At 53.3% G+C, this 17,644-nt stretch carries 19 protein-coding genes; 14 read left to right on the top strand and 5 right to left on the bottom strand.

Features of this window, described 5'->3' with window-relative positions:
- The first annotated feature begins 86 nt into the window (after positions 1 to 86).
- The 3 genes from ACQ3G7_RS15360 to ACQ3G7_RS15370 all read left to right on the top strand — a co-directional run bounded on the left by ACQ3G7_RS15360 (position 87) and on the right by ACQ3G7_RS15370 (position 3,722).
- Entirely contained in the window at positions 87 to 1,376 is a 1,290-nt protein-coding gene (locus ACQ3G7_RS15360) for an arsenic transporter (RefSeq protein ID WP_430890469.1), read from the top strand.
- A gap of 12 nt (positions 1,377 to 1,388) precedes the next feature.
- Entirely contained in the window at positions 1,389 to 1,814 is a 426-nt protein-coding gene (gene arsC / locus ACQ3G7_RS15365) for a glutaredoxin-dependent arsenate reductase (RefSeq protein ID WP_430890470.1), read from the top strand.
- A gap of 363 nt (positions 1,815 to 2,177) precedes the next feature.
- Complete coding sequence (locus ACQ3G7_RS15370) at positions 2,178 to 3,722, top strand: methyl-accepting chemotaxis protein (RefSeq protein WP_430890471.1); 1,545 nt, start codon at positions 2,178 to 2,180, stop codon at positions 3,720 to 3,722.
- Between the two features lie 73 nt (positions 3,723 to 3,795).
- Here ACQ3G7_RS15370 and ACQ3G7_RS15375 read toward each other — a convergent pair whose 3' ends face one another.
- Positions 3,796 to 4,722: a LysR family transcriptional regulator gene (locus ACQ3G7_RS15375; protein WP_263099420.1), complete on the bottom strand. Its 927-nt coding sequence runs from the start codon at positions 4,720 to 4,722 to the stop codon at positions 3,796 to 3,798.
- Between the two features lie 368 nt (positions 4,723 to 5,090).
- Between ACQ3G7_RS15375 and ACQ3G7_RS15380 the strand changes: the two genes are divergently transcribed.
- The 7 genes from ACQ3G7_RS15380 (at position 5,091) to ymcF (ending at position 9,217) form a co-directional block, all read left to right on the top strand.
- Positions 5,091 to 6,119, top strand: a complete 1,029-nt coding sequence (locus tag ACQ3G7_RS15380) for an alpha/beta hydrolase (RefSeq protein WP_430890472.1) — start codon at positions 5,091 to 5,093, stop codon at positions 6,117 to 6,119.
- A 215-nt stretch (positions 6,120 to 6,334) separates the two neighbouring features.
- Positions 6,335 to 7,225: an oxidoreductase gene (locus ACQ3G7_RS15385; protein WP_430890674.1), complete on the top strand. Its 891-nt coding sequence runs from the start codon at positions 6,335 to 6,337 to the stop codon at positions 7,223 to 7,225.
- A gap of 197 nt (positions 7,226 to 7,422) precedes the next feature.
- Positions 7,423 to 7,923 carry a P-loop nucleotide/nucleoside kinase family protein gene (locus ACQ3G7_RS15390; protein WP_430890473.1) on the top strand — a complete coding sequence of 167 codons (501 nt, stop codon included), beginning with the start codon at positions 7,423 to 7,425 and terminating at the stop codon, positions 7,921 to 7,923.
- Between the two features lie 76 nt (positions 7,924 to 7,999).
- On the top strand, positions 8,000 to 8,230 hold the full coding sequence (gene yjdI, locus ACQ3G7_RS15395; protein ID WP_061493273.1) for a 4Fe-4S mono-cluster protein YjdI: 231 nt from the start codon (positions 8,000 to 8,002) through the stop codon (positions 8,228 to 8,230).
- Positions 8,231 to 8,242: 12 nt separating this feature from the next.
- Complete coding sequence (locus ACQ3G7_RS15400; protein ID WP_430890474.1) at positions 8,243 to 8,515, top strand: GNAT family N-acetyltransferase; 273 nt, start codon at positions 8,243 to 8,245, stop codon at positions 8,513 to 8,515.
- Between the two features lie 287 nt (positions 8,516 to 8,802).
- Positions 8,803 to 9,018 (top strand): transcription antiterminator/RNA stability regulator CspE, encoded by a 216-nt coding sequence (gene cspE, locus ACQ3G7_RS15405; RefSeq protein WP_263099425.1) that lies wholly within the window; start codon positions 8,803 to 8,805, stop codon positions 9,016 to 9,018.
- Positions 8,999 to 9,217 carry a cold shock small protein YmcF gene (ymcF, locus tag ACQ3G7_RS15410; protein ID WP_430890475.1) on the top strand — a complete coding sequence of 73 codons (219 nt, stop codon included), beginning with the start codon at positions 8,999 to 9,001 and terminating at the stop codon, positions 9,215 to 9,217. Before cspE ends, ymcF begins: the two co-directional genes overlap by 20 nt.
- A 48-nt stretch (positions 9,218 to 9,265) precedes the next feature.
- Here ymcF and ACQ3G7_RS15415 read toward each other — a convergent pair whose 3' ends face one another.
- A complete protein-coding gene (locus ACQ3G7_RS15415; RefSeq protein ID WP_430890476.1) occupies positions 9,266 to 10,045 on the bottom strand; it encodes a helix-turn-helix transcriptional regulator in 780 nt (259 codons plus the stop codon).
- A 108-nt stretch (positions 10,046 to 10,153) separates the two neighbouring features.
- Here ACQ3G7_RS15415 and ACQ3G7_RS15420 point away from each other — a divergent pair, with 108 nt between their 5' ends.
- From ACQ3G7_RS15420 to ACQ3G7_RS15430, 3 genes are all read left to right on the top strand, one after another.
- The gene (locus tag ACQ3G7_RS15420; protein WP_430890477.1) at positions 10,154 to 10,915 is read left to right on the top strand and encodes a class I SAM-dependent methyltransferase; all 762 of its coding nucleotides are present in this window, start codon (positions 10,154 to 10,156) and stop codon (positions 10,913 to 10,915) included.
- 170 nt (positions 10,916 to 11,085) lie between these two features.
- Positions 11,086 to 12,414 carry a glycoside hydrolase family 28 protein gene (locus ACQ3G7_RS15425; RefSeq protein WP_430890478.1) on the top strand — a complete coding sequence of 443 codons (1,329 nt, stop codon included), beginning with the start codon at positions 11,086 to 11,088 and terminating at the stop codon, positions 12,412 to 12,414.
- A gap of 155 nt (positions 12,415 to 12,569) precedes the next feature.
- Positions 12,570 to 13,691, top strand: a complete 1,122-nt coding sequence (locus ACQ3G7_RS15430; RefSeq protein WP_263099429.1) for a ribosomal protein uL16 3-hydroxylase — start codon at positions 12,570 to 12,572, stop codon at positions 13,689 to 13,691.
- An 80-nt stretch (positions 13,692 to 13,771) separates the two neighbouring features.
- On the opposite strand, the gene ACQ3G7_RS15435 is transcribed toward ACQ3G7_RS15430, so the two are convergent.
- Both ACQ3G7_RS15435 and ACQ3G7_RS15440 read right to left on the bottom strand, forming a co-directional pair.
- Positions 13,772 to 14,488, bottom strand: a complete 717-nt coding sequence (locus ACQ3G7_RS15435) for a nitroreductase family protein (RefSeq protein ID WP_263099430.1) — start codon at positions 14,486 to 14,488, stop codon at positions 13,772 to 13,774.
- A gap of 166 nt (positions 14,489 to 14,654) precedes the next feature.
- Positions 14,655 to 15,659, bottom strand: a complete 1,005-nt coding sequence (locus ACQ3G7_RS15440) for an ABC transporter substrate-binding protein (protein ID WP_430890479.1) — start codon at positions 15,657 to 15,659, stop codon at positions 14,655 to 14,657.
- Between the two features lie 519 nt (positions 15,660 to 16,178).
- On the opposite strand from ACQ3G7_RS15440, the gene ACQ3G7_RS15445 reads away from it, so the two are divergent.
- Complete coding sequence (locus ACQ3G7_RS15445) at positions 16,179 to 16,607, top strand: hypothetical protein (RefSeq protein WP_430890480.1); 429 nt, start codon at positions 16,179 to 16,181, stop codon at positions 16,605 to 16,607.
- Positions 16,608 to 16,611: 4 nt separating this feature from the next.
- On the opposite strand, the gene oxyR is transcribed toward ACQ3G7_RS15445, so the two are convergent.
- On the bottom strand, positions 16,612 to 17,529 hold the full coding sequence (gene oxyR, locus ACQ3G7_RS15450; protein WP_088237763.1) for a DNA-binding transcriptional regulator OxyR: 918 nt from the start codon (positions 17,527 to 17,529) through the stop codon (positions 16,612 to 16,614).
- Positions 17,530 to 17,644 lie beyond the last annotated feature (115 nt).

Raw genomic sequence — 17,644 nt, forward strand, 5'->3', positions numbered from 1 at the left:
GCCTGCTGGCATCGACAAACTCAGGGAATTAGTGGGTTAATTTTTTGGAGATACAGGGCGGCGGAGTCGCTTTGTCTGGAGGATGTATGTTGCTGGCAGGCGCTATTTTTGTCCTGACCATTGTTCTGGTTATCTGGCAGCCGAAGGGGTTAGGGATCGGCTGGAGTGCGACGCTGGGAGCGATACTGGCGCTGCTTTGCGGTGTGGTGCACGTGGCCGATATTCCTGTGGTGTGGAATATCGTCTGGAATGCGACCGCCACGTTTATTGCGGTCATTATTATCAGTTTGCTGCTCGATGAGTCCGGCTTTTTTGAATGGGCCGCACTGCACGTTTCCCGTTGGGGGAAGGGGCGTGGTCGCCTGTTGTTTACGTACATCGTCCTGCTCGGCGCAGCGGTGGCGGCCCTGTTTGCTAACGATGGCGCAGCGTTAATTCTGACACCGATCGTTATTGCCATGCTGCTGGCATTAGGGTTCAGCAAACGCACGACGCTGGCATTCGTTATGGCCGCCGGGTTTATTGCCGATACTGCCAGCCTGCCGCTGATTGTGTCGAACCTGGTGAATATCGTTTCGGCCGACTTCTTTGGCCTGGGGTTCACTGAATATGCGTCGGTGATGGTGCCGGTTGATATCGCAGCGATTGTTGCCACGCTGGTAATGCTGCACCTGTTCTTTCGCAACGATATCCCGCCGGACTACGATCTGAGCCTTCTGAAAGCGCCGGCAAAAGCCATTAAAGATCCGGCCACGTTCCGCACCGGCTGGATAGTCTTACTCCTTCTGCTGATTGGCTTTTTTGTGCTGGAGCCGCTCGGTATTCCGGTGAGCGCGATTGCGGCGGTGGGGGCGGTGATTTTGTTTGCGGTTGCTAAGCGTGGTCATGCCATCAACACGGGCAAGGTATTACGGGGCGCACCCTGGCAGATTGTGATTTTCTCGCTCGGAATGTATCTGGTGGTTTATGGCTTGCGCAACGCCGGGCTAACGGAATATCTCTCCAGCGTGCTGAACCTATTGGCGGAGAAAGGTCTCTGGGCTGCAACGCTGGGGACAGGATTCCTGACCGCATTCCTCTCTTCCATCATGAACAATATGCCAACCGTGCTGGTGGGTGCGCTGTCTGTTGATGGCAGCACGGCATCAGGCGTGATCAAAGACGCGATGATTTATGCCAACGTCATTGGCTGTGACCTGGGACCCAAGATTACACCGATTGGTAGCCTGGCCACGCTGCTCTGGCTGCACGTACTTTCACAGAAGACGATGACGATCACCTGGGGATACTATTTCCGTACCGGAATTATCATGACGTTGCCTGTGCTGGTTGTAACGCTGGCCGCGCTGGCGCTACGTCTCTCTTTCACTTTGTAATGAGAAACTGATATGAGCAACATCACCATTTACCACAACCCGGCCTGCGGTACGTCGCGTAACACGCTGGAGATGATCCGCAACAGCGGCACTGAACCGACGGTTATTCATTATCTGGAGAATCCACCTTCGCGCGATGAGCTGGTCAAACTCATTGCCGATATGGGGATCTCAGTACGGGCACTGCTGCGTAAAAACGTTGAGCCTTACGAAGAACTGAATCTGGCAGAAGACAAATTCACGGACGATCAGTTAATCGACTTTATGCTGCAGCATCCGATCCTGATTAACCGTCCGATTGTCGTGACGCCACGGGGAACACGCCTGTGTCGCCCGTCTGAGGTGGTGCTGGATATCCTTCCAGATGCGCAACAAGGCGCTTTCGCTAAGGAAGATGGCGAGCAGGTTGTTGATGGTGCAGGTAAGCGCCTGAAATAAATACCACGGGGGCAACCGCCCCCTGATACGTCGATGATCCTGCTCCGGGAATGGCATATTTTTGTGTATTTTCCAGGCCTGCGCACGTCGCCTTTCACTCCTCGCAACCCTCTGCGCATTATTGTGATCGCGCTCGACTTTATACAAAGATATTCAACAGGTTAATTAATCCGCCGAAAAATAACGCGTTAGTTATTAATTGGTTAAATTTTTAATAACCCAAAAGCGGTTAAGAAATATATATATATTACTTCTATCGATTAACCCGCTGTTATCTCTTTCCGATAAAGAGATAAGGCGCGGTCCGAAACCCTACGGCCGATGCTGTACCCGCCATATAAAACAACAATAGGTACTCCCGCCATGAAACTATCTCTTGCGCAAAAACTTTGGCTCCCGCTCATCGTGGCGCTACTGTGCCTGGCCGGAACGCTGCTCTACGGTTCCCTGACGGTCAAAGAAGACCAACTGACACTGCGGAAGAACGAGTTACTGCATGTTTCTCAACTGGCCCTCAGCATCGTGAAAACGCAGGCTGACATGGCCGATAAAGGATTGATTTCACAAGCGGAAGCGCAACAGCGCGCGACCCAGTTAATTAAGGATCTGCGCTATGGTGAAACCGGCTATTTCACGATCGTGAATAATCAGGCACAGGTCATTATGCACCCGATCAACGCCAAGCTGATTGGCAAAGGGCCGGATATTGCCGATGCCAACGGCGTCTATATTTTCCGGGATATGGTGTCGGTAACGCAGGGTAACCATGCAGGCTATACCGATTACGTTTTTCCCCGCCCGGGTGAGACGAAGGCGCAACCGAAAATTGCTTACAACATTCCGTGGGCGCCATGGGGCTGGATTATTACCACTGGGCTGTATGTTGATGATATCGATGAGGCGTTTCTGGTGGCGCTCTACCAGAACCTGATTGAGTTTGTGGCAATCAGCCTTCTGCTCTCGATCCTCGTCTACCTGATTAACCGGGGAACACTGCGCACTCTGGGGGGCGAACCGCGCTATGCCGTCGATGTTGCCGCGCGAATTGCCGCCGGGGATCTTTCACTGCCGGTGAATAAAAAAGCGGGCGACAGTTCAAGCCTGATCCACGAAATGGGCGTCATGCGTGAACAACTGACTGCGGTAATTGAAGATATCCGCGAGGGGGCGGATATCATCAACACCAGCACCCATGACATTGTCGCCGGAAACCAGGAAATTGCTGCGCATTCTGAACAGCAAGCCATGTCGCTGGAAAGAACCTCCTCCAGCATGGAAGAGATCACTGCAGCCGTAAAACAGAATGCGGAAAACGCCGGGCAGGCGCGCCAACTGGCGAGTGAAGCGGTGGATATTGCCTCGCGCGGCGGCGTGGTGATGCAAGGCATGAATGACACCATGAACGGCATTTCTGAAAGCGCCGGAAAAATTGCCAGCATTATTGAGGTGGTCAACGGTATCGCGTTTCAGACCAATATCCTGGCGCTGAATGCGGCAGTTGAAGCGGCAAGAGCCGGGGAGCAGGGGCGAGGGTTCGCTGTTGTCGCCGGTGAAGTGCGCAGTCTGTCATTACGCAGCTCTCAGGCGGCGCAGGAGATAAAAGGCCTGGTGGAAGAGTCCGTCGAACGGGTCAATAACGGTTCATCACAGATCAAAATTGCCGGAAACAGTATCGACGAGATGATTGTCGCGGTGAAACGTGTGTCAGATATCATGTCGGAAATCTCTGTTGCCACCGATGAACAGAGCAAAGGGGTCAGCCATGTTAACGAAGCGATTGTACAAATTGATGCGGTGACGCAGCAGAACACAGTACTGGTGCAGCAGGCGGTATCGGCGGCAAGTGCGCTGGAAGAGCAAACCCGGCGTCTGACGGAGACCGTCGCCTTCTTTAATACCGGCAGGTAATCCCCCACCTGGGCATTATCGCGGGCCTGTGACTATCCAGGCCCGCTGATGTCATCTCCTGTTGCGAAGCGCCTTACTCATCCCGTTTGGCTGATTTTACCGGTTGGCGTTTACCGCGCACACGCAGTGCTTCCACGACCAGAGAAAACGCCGGAGAGGGTTGCTTGCGGCTGGGGTAATAAAGGTAATAGCCGGGAAACGGTTGGCACCAGGGTTCCAGTATGCGTATCAGGCGGCCTTCCTCAATATGTGGGGAAAATTCCTCCTCCGGGAGAAAGGCGATCCCTAATCCCGACAGCGCAGCGTCGACAATATGTTCAGACGTATTGAAGGTGAGCTGCCCGCTGACCCGAACGTTAAGATCGCCGCCATCCTGATCGAAATCCCAGACATATAACCCACCGGAACGCACCATTCGCTGGTTGATGCACTGATGCTGCGTGAGTTCATGCGGTGTTTGCGGGCGGGGATGACGCGAAAAATAGTCCGGGGAAGCCACCGCCGCCATACGTAACTTCGGGCCTATCGGTACGGCGATCATATCTTTATCAATGGTATCGCCCAGGCGCACGCCAGCGTCAAAACGATCGGCCACGATGTCGCGAAAACCGTGGTTAGCATCGAACTCAATATGAATATCCGGGTATGCATGCAGCAGCGGCGTCAGTTTGGGTAACAATGTGGTGCGCAAGACATCTGGACCACAGGTGATACGCACCGTACCGGCGGGCTTATCGCGCAGTTCCGTGAGCATATCCAGTTCGGCTTCTATTTCATCAAAGCGGTTACCGATGGCCTGTAATAACCGTTCTCCGGCCGTTGTCGGCGATACACTGCGGGTTGTGCGGGTCAGCAGGCGGATTTGCATGCGCTCTTCCAGCGCGGAAATGGCCTGGCTGAGTGCTGGCTGCGTCACGCCCAGATGCGCCGCAGCACGGGTAAAACTGCCTTCACGCGCGACGGTGACAAAATAGAGAAGATCATTCAGGTTGCGTTTCATGCGCCAGTTACCTTTGATTAATAAGCACAGGTTATAAGCTCATTAAGTATTCATTAGCTATTCAACTTACACCCGTCGTGTAAAATTTTCAGCAACAGATAACCTCCGCGAGGGTTCAACATCGCGTTCCATTTTAAACCCGTTTTTTTGACGCTATTCCCGCGAATAGCGTACGGCCCCGGCTTGCCTGAATTTGGCTGGGTGAATATTCACAGGTGGATCGTATTGATGCGTGCCCGCGTACGCGACCGGTAGCGATCTGATGCGTGTTGATGGGAGCAATCACGCCTGTGAGCGCATGCTCAGGGGCATTGTGCAGTACCGCTTTGTTATGGATTCCCCCTCTCTGACTGCTAAAGGAGCAAGATATGAGAAAAATGACCCTGGCGCTGGGGCTGCTGTTAAGCTCATTGACCGCCGCTGCTGCCGATTTATCAAAAGGCGCAGACAACTTCTACAAAAGCACGACTGTTACCCAGCAAAAGGTGACATTTAAAAACCAGTATCAAATGAATGTCGTCGGCAATCTGTTTGTCCCGAACGCGCTGAACCGGAATGCCAAACACCCGGCGATTATCGTCGGTCATCCCATGGGTGCGGTCAAAGAGCAGAGTTCAAACCTGTACGCGCAAAAACTGGCGGAACAGGGTTTTGTCACGTTGGCGATTGACCTCTCATTCTGGGGCGAAAGTGAAGGTAAACCCGGTCACATGGTTTCTCCGGAAATCTATGCGGATGACTTTAGCGCCGCAGTCGATTACCTGAGCACCCAGGCGTATGTTGATGCGGAAAAGATTGGCGTGCTGGGTATTTGCGGTAGCGGCAGCTTTGTTATTAGTGCTGCCAAAATTGACCCGCGTATGAAAGCGATTGCGACAGTCAGCATGTACGATATGGGCGCGGCTTTCCGCAACGGTTTGAAGCATTCTCAAACGCAGGCCCAGCGTGAAGCATTGATTAAATCGGCAGTCGAACAACGATTTGTCGAGTTCCGGGGCGGCGAGAAAGCCTATATTCCGGGCACCGTGAATAAGCTGGATGCGTCTACGCCAGACATTCAACGTGAGTTTTTCGATTTCTATCGTACAACGCGTGGCGGTTATACCCCACAAGGCGAAAAAGAAGAACTGACGACAAAACCGTTGTTAAGCAGTATCGGTAAATTTATGAACTTCTATCCGTTCAATGATATTGAAACGATCTCACCTCGTCCGATGCTGTTTATTACCGGTGACCAGGCGCATTCAAAAGAGTTTAGTGAAGACGCTTATAAACGCGCCGGGCAGCCGAAAACGTTATACGTTGTGCCTGGAGCGGGTCATGTCGATTTGTACGACCGTACCGACCTGATTCCTTTTTCCCGTCTGGCGTCATTCTTTAAAGACAGCCTGAAGTAATGCCGTTAAGCCGTGCGCGACTGCGTACGGCTTATTATCCTCATCGTTGGATAAAAAACGTAACTCCTCTGCTTTTCCCGAACGATTTGTACAAAACAGCAAGGCTGGTTCGCTGTTTCTTTTATTGACACATTTGTGATCAGCGCCAGTGAGTATCATAGTGTGTGATGACTGCCGCTATCGGGGCGGCGCGTGATAATCAGGAGAGTGAGATGGTGTCAGACAACCCCAGCGTCGCCCTTATTGGTCCTGGCGCAATCGGAACCACGATTGTGGCGGCGTTGCATGAAGTCGGGCGTACGCCCACGGTGTGCGGGAGAACGGCGCACCCGCAACTGATCTTGCGTGTCGATAAAGAGCAGATTGTGGTGCCCGGCCCGGTACTGACCGAACCGGGTGATATTCACCAGCCGTTCGATCTGGTTTTTGTGGCGACCAAAACCACGCAACTGGCGTCAAGTGCGGCGTGGCTGAAAGTGCTGTGCAATGAAAATACCGTGGTGTGCGCACTGCAAAACGGTGTGGAGCAAAAAGCGCAAATTGCACCGTACGTGGCAGGTGCCGAAGTGCTGCCATCCGTGGTGTGGTTTCCTGCGCAGCGTGAGCCGGACGCTTCCGTCTGGTTGCGTGCTGCGCCCCGGCTCACCTTGCCGGATACGCCAGCCGCGAGACGGGTGCAGAGCGTATTGCAGGGCACACGCTGTGCTGTTGATCTTTCCGCCGATTTCATCTCTGTTGCGTGGCGCAAGCTGTTGCAGAATGCGGCTGCCGGGTTAATGGTGCTATCAGGGCGCCGCGCCGGAATGTTCTCGCGCGATGACATCACCACTCTGGCGATGGCTTATTTGCAGGAGTGCCTCGCGGTTGCCCGCGCGGAAGGGGCCACGTTAGGGGATACTGTGCCGCAGGAGATTGTGACCGGTTTTCAGCGTGCACCTGCCGACCTGGGCACCTCGATTCTCGCAGACCGCCAGGCGGGTCGCCCTCTGGAATGGGATATCCGTAATGGCGTGGTACAGCGGTACGGCAGAAAACACGGTATCCCCACACCGTTCAGTGATGTGATTGTGCCACTGCTGGCTGCCGGCAGCGACGGGCCGGGCTAAACGCTGCTGAGATAACACAATACTGGCAACCTGGCGACATTGCTGTTACGTTGAAATCATGAACAAAAGATATTCCGTGTTGATGTTTACAATGAGCATTATTCACACCGCAAATCGTGTGGTGGGATAGCGTTCATCTCTGTTTCCCGCCAGTACGGCGGGAGCCTTACTGGTAACAACCTGTGAGGTGACTCCGTATGACAGATCCCTTTTCCGTTGCTCGCCCGACGTTGCACATCCTGTGCGGCAAGATTGCATCGGGTAAATCAACCCTTGCCGCTGAACTGATGACTGCTTCCGGTACCGTGATGTTGAGCGAAGATCGTTGGTTATCGCTCCTCTTTCACGATGATTTGCACACTGTTCAGGATTATGTTCACTATTCTGCAAAGCTCAAACTGGCCATTACGCCGCATGTCATTGCTTTACTTCAGGCGGGCGTCAACGTGGTGCTGGATTTTCCGGCCAATACGTTAACCAGCCGACAGTGGCTCAAAGGGATTGTTGATCAGTCCGGTGCCCACCATTTGTTGCACTATTTGCATGTCAGCGATGACGTTTGCAAAGCGCGGCTGCGCGCACGCAATGCCACAGGTGAGCATGATTTTGCCGCCACTGACGAGCAGTTCGAACAGATCACGCGCTACTTTGTCGAGCCCACCGAGGCGGAAGGGTTTCAGATTCGCCGATATTGCTGAAAGGTTGTACAACCTTGTAGTCTGATGACCGGGCTATGCTTACTTTTGCAACACACATAATAATTGAGGCAATGTCATGGATAAGGAACTACTGGATGCGGGTTACCGCGTATACACCGGCGAGAAGATTGATGTTTACTTCAACACCCACATTTGCCAGCACGCCGGTAATTGCGTACGTGGCAGTTCGAAGCTGTTCAACCTGAAACGCAAACCGTGGATCATCCCCGATGAAGTGGATGTTGCAACGGTAGTGAACGTCATTGATACCTGCCCGAGCGGTGCCTTGAAGTACCGCCATAACTGAGTGAGACAACGTATGGACATCCTGGAAGGTCATAACAAGTTTTACGTGAACGACGCCGCAGGCAATCAGGTGGCGGAAATCGTTTTTGTTCCCACCGGCGAGCATTTAAGCATTATCGAACATACCGATGTTGATGAAAGCCTGAAAGGGCAGGGTGTCGGCAAACAACTGGTGGCGAAAGTGGTGGAAAAAATGCGCGCAGAGCAGCGCAAAATTATTCCGCTGTGTCCTTTCGCCAAACATGAGTTTGATCATACACGCGAATACGACGATATCCGTGCGTAATCACCTGCACCGGCGAGGGCCGGTGCGTTTTCTTTTCATGCGGTGATGTCATTATTGCGGCAGGCGACGGGAAAATATTTTTAAATTAATGCTTGCATCCCTTCTTCAGCCATGCGTTAATGCGCCGTCGGTTTGATAACCATTATCTCCAGCAGTTCACTAAAGTCTTTCTCATCTCTAAGTACCTCCTTGCTACTTCTTTTTGGGTCTTCGCTTTACACTCTGAATAAAATAATGCTTCAGACCATTACTGCCGAAAAGGCTAACAAAATCAGAAGGTAACAAGAATGTCTGCTAAAATGACTGGTATCGTAAAATGGTTCAACGCTGAGAAAGGCTTCGGTTTTATCACGCCGAAAGATGGCAGCAAAGATGTATTCGTACACTTCTCTGCAATCCAGAGCGATAACTACCGTACTCTTGAAGAAAATCAAGAAGTTGAATTCACCATTGAAAATGGTGCGAAAGGCCCGGCGGCTGCCAATGTCGTTGTGGTTCGCTAAGGATTTAGAAATTACGAACCGTATTCATTTTCGCTGCCCGTGCTGTAGCGGGTCGCAATACCGGATTTCCAGTTTTGATGTCACTGAAAAGAACCCGGCTGGCGCGAAATGTATTTTTTGTAAATCATCAATGATTGCATTTAATAATTTCACCGCGTGGGTTCAGTCCTCACAGGCACCACTGGATTTCCGTAAATAATAAAAATCAGGTCAGTTTACTGGCCTGATTTTTTTATTTCTGCACGACTTATCCTGCCATTAACATAATCATTTTTATCGAGCGATTGCTGGTCAGTTGCCAGGTCATCTGGCGATAGTGCACTTCTCCCTGCTGTGGATGATGAAACACGCGCTCGCCCCCTTCGCGCACCACAACTTGCTGGCGCGACCAGAAGGCGCGGAATAACTCACTGTCATGACTGAGACTCTGCACGAAGCTATTGAGCTCCCGATCGTGCGAATAGTGCATCGCGTCGGCACGCAGTTCCGCCACAATGCGGCTTGCGCGGCTCTCCCAGTCGGCAACCAGCAGGCGGGCCTGAGGGTGGCGGAACATAAAACTCATCATATTCGGCTGCGGATCTTCGTCCAGCCAGCCGCTGAACAGCGCTTCGGCAGGCGCATTCCATGCCAGCATATTCCAGGTTAAATCCAGCAGATAACAGGGACAAGCCATCTGAGTGACGGTTGCCAACACCTCTTTTTCAACCGTGACGACCTGTTCTTCCTGTGGATCGTTTTGCATGGCCAGGTGGAACAGGTAGCTGCGTTCGGTCGGTTTCATCTTCAGCACGTTGGCGATATTCGACAGGGTTTGCGGCGACACCACAATGTCACGCCCCTGTTCAATCCAGGTATACCAGGTGGTACTGATACCGCTGAGCTGTGCCACTTCCTCCCGGCGTAATCCACGGGTGCGGCGTCGCCCCAGGGAGGGCAAGCCAATATCCGCAGGGGCGGTGTTTTCCCGCTGCGAGCGCAAAAAAGCGCCCAGCGCTTTAGGGCCAGCAAAGAGGGTATTTTCCATGGGGGGTACTCGTTAATACCAGTATAAGTGCTCATATTGTACCACTATAAAGAGCGTCATATAGTCGCCAAAAAAGAGGCTTTGTCGTGCTAACAGAAGGAAAGAAGAATGGCGGTTAATCATCATCAGTTAACGGAACAGCAATTTGGCGATCAGGCGCAGGCCTATTTGCAGAGTCAGGTTCATGCTCAGGGCGCTGATTTAGTCAGACTGGCGCAGTGGCTGGCAGACGATGCCAGTGCAGCCATACTGGATTTGGGGTGTGGTGCGGGCCACGCCAGCTTTGTTGCCGCAGGTATTGCGCGTGCGGTCACCGCCTATGACTTGTCGGAAAAGATGCTTGATGTGGTGCGCCAGGCCGCCCACGAACGCCATCTCGACAATATCACCACCGCCCAGGGGGCCGCAGAGACATTGCCCTTCGCCGACAACAGTTTTGAGGTGGTGATCAGCCGCTATTCTGCCCACCACTGGCATGATGTGGCGCAGGCTCTGCGCGAGGTGAAACGCGTGCTGAAGCCGGATGGGAAATTTATCCTGATGGATATTGCCTCGCCCGGTCAGCCAGTGCTGGACATCTGGCTGCAAACCATCGAAGTGCTGCGCGATCCTTCGCATGTGCGCAACTACTCGCCGGCTGAGTGGCTGCATATGACCCAGCAAAGCGGCATGACGGTGCAAAAAATGGCGACGGACAAATTGGCGCTGGAGTACAGCTCATGGGTTGAGCGCATGAAAACACCGGAGGTATTGCGCGCCGCCATCCGTTATCTGCAAAACCACACCTCCGAAGAGGTAAAACAGCACTTCCGGATCCGCGACGAGGGCTCGTTTACGTCCGACACGCTGATGTTTCAGACCCGGGCCTGATAGCGCCCGTCAATGCCCCCGGCTGCTCTGCCGCCGGGGTATCTCAAGGTAAATCTTTAATAAACCAGTGGTAAATAAGTGCTTTTGCACAATAGTTCTCGTGCATTTCCTGCCCTAAAGTAAATTTCGCCCAGGTGGCTTTTGACAATTTACTCATGAACAGAGGACGTATGAATAAATCACTGCTGGCGCTGATTTGCTGTGGCGCATTTTCATCGTTTGTGGCGCAGGCTGCGCCTTCCCGCTGTACACCCGAAGACTTTGGCGGCAAAGCGGATGCAAAAACCCTTAATACGAACGCTATCCAGCAGGCGATCCAACAGTGCAGCCAGCGCGGCGGCGGCACAGTGGTGTTATCGCCTGGCGTCTGGTTAAGCGGCCCAATACAGCTACAAAGCAATATCACCCTGGAGGTCGCTAAGGGCGCGACATTAAAGGCCAGTAATGCGGAAGGGAAGTTTGTGGCGGCATTTATTGGTCAGCCAGCCCGCGCCAACGAAGCCTTTATTTTTGCCAGTCAGGCGCAGAATGTCGCCATCACCGGCGGCGGAACGCTTGATGGCGATGGCGAAAAGAGCTGGTGGCCCGAGGCGTTGCAGATTCGTGCGCAGGTACGCAGCGGCAATACCAAAGCCTTTACCGACCGCTTTCCTGGCGTTCCGCTGGCAAATGGTGCTCCGCGCCCGTGGTTTGTGGAGTTTAACCAGGTCACTAACGGGAAGATCGAACAGCTTCACCTGACCAACTCCCCGATGTGGAATATCGTTATCCGCAATAGCGACAAGATTGCTGTTCACCAGGTCAGCATCAGCAACCCAACCACTTCACCGAATACAGACGGTCTGGATATTGTCTCTTCACGCAATGTTACCGTGTCGAAAATGGACATTCACACCGGCGATGACAACATTGCCATCAAGTCCGGTCTGGTGCCCGGTACGGCAGCGCCATCGCAGGATATCGCCATTCGCGATTCCATCATGCGCGATGGGCACGGCATCTCTGTCGGCAGCGAAACTGCTAACGGCATTGGGCGGGTGACGGTCAGCCATGTCACGTTCCTCAATACGGAAAACGGTATTCGCATCAAATCGGCCCGCGATCGCGGGAATACGATAGGCCCGCTGGTGGCCGATCATCTGACCATGACCAACGTGGCGACGCCGATTCTGGTGACCAGTAGCTATAGTGGCCAGTCGGGGGCGCAGGGCAACACCCTGATTTCGGCAATTGAAAACGCAGCCGTTACGCCATCGACGCCGAAAATTTCCGGGGTGGATATCACCGGGCTCACCGCGACCAATGCCAACCATGCCATGATTTTTAGCGGCTTGCCGGAGTCGGTCGTGCAGAATGTATCGCTCAAACATATTGATATCGCTGCGCAATATGGCATTCAGGCGCGCTATGTGAATGGGCAGGGCGAAGATGTGCAGATTAAAACGCAGCATGGCGCGGTAGTGGAGCAAGGTCCGCAGACCACGCTCAAACTTAACTGATAACACTGCGGGTTGAGCGCCCGGTATACGAAACGTCCGGGCGCACTGCGAACAACGCAGGCCCTGGTCGTGCGAGCTCTTGACCAATGACAAGGCAGCCAGGGGACGACTCTCTTTATAATCCTCCGCGTTTCCCTTCTCACTGGTGTGAACCTATGGCTTACCAACTAAACCTTAACTGGCCAGAATTTCTTGAGAAATACTGGCAAAAGAAACCCGTTGTCCTGAAGCGCGCGTTCACGGACTTTATCGATCCGATTACGCCTGACGAACTGGCAGGCCTTGCTATGGAGCCGGAAGTGGACAGCCGCATCGTCAGCCACGTCAATGGGCAGTGGCAGGCATGGAACGGCCCGTTTGAGCAGTTTGATCATTTAGGGGAAACCGACTGGTCATTGCTGGCGCAGGCGGTTAACCACTGGCATGCTCCCTCCGCCGAACTGGTGAAGCCGTTTCGCGTATTGCCGGAGTGGCGTTTTGACGATCTGATGATTTCCTATTCCGTGCCGGGCGGCGGCGTGGGCCCGCATATCGATCAATACGATGTGTTTATTATTCAGGGGATGGGCAGCCGCCGCTGGCGCGTGGGCGACAAACTGCCGATGAAGCAGTTCTGCCCGCATCCGGCATTACTGCATGTCGATCCTTTCCCGCCGATCATTGATGAAGATCTGGAACCGGGCGATATCCTCTATATTCCGCCGGGATTCCCGCATGACGGCTTCACACATGAGACCGCGTTTAACTACTCCATCGGTTTCCGTGGGCCGAACGGTCGCGATCTGATCAGCAGTTTTGCGGATTATGCGCTGGAAAACGATCTTGGCGGCGAGCATTACAGCGATCCGGATCTCACCTGCCGTGAACACCCGGGCAGAGTGGAAGATTACGAGCTGGAGCGCGTGCGCGGGATGATGATCGAGATGATCAGCCAGCCGGAGCATTTCAAACAGTGGTTCGGCAGCTTTATCACCACGCCGCGCCATGAACTGGATATCGCCCCGGAGCCGGATGACTATCCCGTGGAAGAGATTGTGGCTGCGCTGAAAGAGGGGCAGGTGCTTACCCGCCTGAGCGGACTGCGCGTGCTGCACATCGGCGACAGCTTCTTTATCAACAGCGAGTGTCTGGAGACTGCCGACGCGCGCGCTGCCGATGCGCTGTGCCGCTATACCATTATTGGTCAGCAGGAACTGGGTGATGCACTGGATAACCCGGCATTTGCCGCAGAGCTGACCGCGCTGGTAAACCAGGGATACTGGTATTTCGACGAGTAAGGCGTTCGCCGCGGGCCTGAGAAGGTGAAGCCGCCATCTGGCAATGCGCCAGGTGGCGTTGACGTTTTCGCAACGTGCTATCAGCGGGCGACAATAAAACGTTTGTCGTCGTCGATAAAGGTTTTCTCATCGGCGGCGGCGACAATGTTGCCAAAATTCATCTCTGCGCGCAGTTTCCAGCTCTCCGGGATCGCCCATGTCTGGCGAACTTCCTCGTCAATCAGTGGGTTATAGTGTTGCAGGTTCGCGCCAATGTTTTTTTCCGCCAGCGCCAGCCACACCGCATACTGCGCCATTCCGCTACTTTGCTCCGACCAGACGGGAAAGTTATCGGCATACGCGATGTACTGCTTCTGTAAATGCGAGATCGCCTGCTGATCTTCAAAAAACAGCACCGATCCGGCCGCAGCGGCAAACCCGTCGAGCTTATCGGAGGTGGCATGAAAACTCTCCGCCGGGATCACGTTGCGCAACTGCCCGCGCACCAGTTCCCAAAAACGATCGTGCTCTTTACCCATCAAAATCAACGCCCGTGAACTTTGTGAGTTAAACGCCGACGGCGCCTGACGAATCGCTTCTTTGATAATCTCCTCGACCTTATCTTCACTGAGCGGCAGCGCTTTACCCAGCAGGTAAATGGTTCTGCGCGCTTTGGCAAGGGCAAGAAAATCCTCCGGTGCGGCGCTGACCGGCAGGGCGTGCAACTCCAGATCCAGCGGGGTATGCGGCGTTGCCGGCTGGGGCTGTCCTTCCGTGCGAGCGAGCGTCGAATTCAATATTTGCTGAAACGGGTGCATGGTTCACTTTTCCTGTTGTGCGCGTTAAGCAGGTTTTGTTGTTTATCAGAGCATGGGCCAGCCCATGTCGATCATGCGAACAAACAAGATAAAAAGCGGTATTTGCGCCAAAAACAACCGCCCTCACGGGGAGGGCTGCGGTTAAAGATGAAAGTTGCGGCGTTGATCACGCAGGCGGCTGCCCGTGCAGGATGCGTGCGGCTTCATCGCGGCTGAGGGGATAATCGAAAAAGCGACGGTAAAAGTCGCGGGTGATGCTCATCATATCGGTATCGGCAAATAACGCCGGATGCAGTTGATGCGCCGCCCACTGGATCTGCAACGCGCTTTCGGTGCCGTAGCGATCCCACGGGAAGACACCAGCCGGGTTTGCCCACACCTTCTTCGCTTGTACCGCCTTCAGCCCGCTGAACAGTTGCGCATAGCGGGATTGGGATATCTCGCCACAGCCCTGACCGAGAATGATGATGTCGGGTTGCCAGGCCAGTACTTGTTCTGGTGAAACCTCTTTCATATTTCCGCTGATCGTCTGTGCCGCATTTTTTCCCCCGGCCAGCGTAATCCAGGTATCAATCAGCGTATTGCTACCATCCACTTTGAGGGGGGTCAGCGACTGGATGTGCAGTACCGACGGGCGTTGCTGTTCACTGAGCGACACCGTTTTTGTCAGCACCGCGGCGACACTCTCTTCCAGATAGCGGTTATACGCCACCGCGCGCTGCTGTGCCTGTTCAGTGCCCAGCACGTTCGCCGTGGCGCTCACCGAATGTTCCAGCGACGGATAGTCGGTAAACGCCATTTCCAGTACCGGCAGATTCGCCTGATGATACGCCGCCACATCCGGGTTGCCTTTGGCAACAAAAACCACATCCGTCTGGTGCGCCAGCAACGCCTCGCTGTTAAATGAGATGCCTTTGATTTGCAATGCGTTGTTTAGCGCCGGATTGATTTTAAACATCCAGGGCCTGTCGACAGGGTGATTGACCGTGGCAACAATATTGCTGCCCGCGCCGAGCGTCATCAGCACCGAATGGTGAGCAAACCAGGCATCGGCAATCCGTGTGACCTGGTCAGGCACGGTCACCTTGTTCCCGGCATCGTCCGCCACCAGCCGGGACGCCAGCGCCGGAAAAGCCAGCAAGGCGCATAACAATACATAGCCTGTTTTCATGCAGGATCCTCAGATGTCCACTGACCGGGAGAAGTGTGTTTCACGCGCCGGGTCGTGCGCTGGCGACTTGTCGTATCAGAAGGGGACCGTTATCATTTCAATTTGTATGACAATAAAGCACATGATCGCTATATAAATCAATGCATATCGAATTGATGGTGTGTCGTTACCGCAGGTGCACAGGCAGTGAGCGAACGTGTCGTATCATAGGTGATATATTTTCACGTTACTGGTGGGTTACTAACAAAATTATTCAACAACAGTAAGGCGATTCTTGGCTTTAATATATGGGATAAATGAAAATAACAGATTAGGATCGATAGCATCAATAACTGGACATGAATTAACCTTTTGCTTTATATGAACTTTTTTATGGTTTTAAGACATTCCGTATGGATCAATTTCATTTTATTCTCTATTTTAAACATTAACCCTAAAGAAAATTTCTAAGCGGTCGATGGATATGGATATAGCTCCGGATACGGAACAGCCCCCTGGTCGCCAGGTATTGAGGAAAAAATGAAAGCAGAGTCGCACCATAGTCGTCTTCCTTTGCATTTGGATCCGCTATCGGAGCGTAATGTGCTGGTTCCACCGTTTGTGAAAACCATCGCCGTTCGCTTGTGCTGGGCTTCTTCTGTGGATGAAGCTGAGGCTTACCGTCTGCTTTCCTTGCCTTATTACCATGATGTTGTCACTGAAGATGACCGCGTTCAGCTGTGCGCGCATTTCCCGTTTATGGCCGCTCTCCGTGCGCCGACTGCGATTGCCGATTATACGATTTCGCTGGTGACGGTCTGGTTGTTGATTGAAGAGATGTACCATCGCGGAACGGTGTTGCCGGACGATATCATGCGCGGCTTAATGAAAAAAACGACAACCATACCGGCGCATGATTGTCGTAAAGATGAGAAAGAGTCTGCTGCCTGTACTGATGAGCAGCGCTGATGGATCACGCCAGTACGTTGTTATCGATAATGTATCGTTCCATGTAGCGGGCAATGGCGTTGCGCAGGATCTCATATTTCTTACGCATCGGGTCGCTGCGGTGGAAAATCAGCACCACTTTGCGCTTTGGCTCCGGGCTCACGCAGCGCAAATAGCGAATGTTTTCATTGCCGCCCTGTTGCTGGGTCGAAAGCAGCGGGAAGAATGAGACGCCACGGTTAAACGCCACGCCACGACGCAGCGTTTCAAGGTGCATGGCGACAAAACGCGGATCGGGTTCCAGTTCGAACTGATAGCAATAACGCAGCACCTGACTGTGCAGGCAGTTGCCGTCATCAATCATCAGGATCTTACTGTTTTTCAGATGCCCCATATCGATTTCACCCATTCGCGCCCACGGATGCTGTTGGCTCACGCCCAGCACGAGTGGTTCATCGAACAGCGGTAGCTCAACGTATTTGCTGGTGTCTTTGTTAGAGGTCATGATCGCGCATTTGATGGCGTCGGACTCCAGCATGTTCAGCAACTGGTTGGTTTGCGCTTCGTGAATTTCCAGTTCGATTTCCGGGAAGTTCTCGTGGCATACCGAATTCAGGTGAGAAAAAATATAGGGCGCAAGCGTTGGGATGATGCCCACATCAAGCGTCTGCATCAGGCTCTGATAGTGACTGCTGCTGGCCATGTTTTTCAGCGCTTCGATCTCCCGCAGCACCACCTGGGTTTGTTCGACCAGACGCAGGCCGGTCTGGGTGAAGCGAATCCTGCGTGTCGTACGCTCCAGTAGCTGCAAGCCAAGCTCATTTTCCAGTTTACGCAACTGTGCGCTTAGCGTTGGCTGGCTGACGTTGCAGGCCTCCGCGGCGCGTTGAAAATGTCGATGCTTGGCCAGCGCGACGAGATATTCAAGGTTACGGATGTTCATTGTGATCCCCGGGGCGCAAGTGTGCGCTTGGCTGACGATCCGTGTGTAACAACGTGCTGTGTAAATGACGTGTTATTATTTTCAACTCTGTCATCAAGTCTCTCCCTCATGCTTG

Source organism: Kosakonia sp. N21, assembly GCF_050587465.1.
GTDB lineage: Bacteria > Pseudomonadota > Gammaproteobacteria > Enterobacterales > Enterobacteriaceae.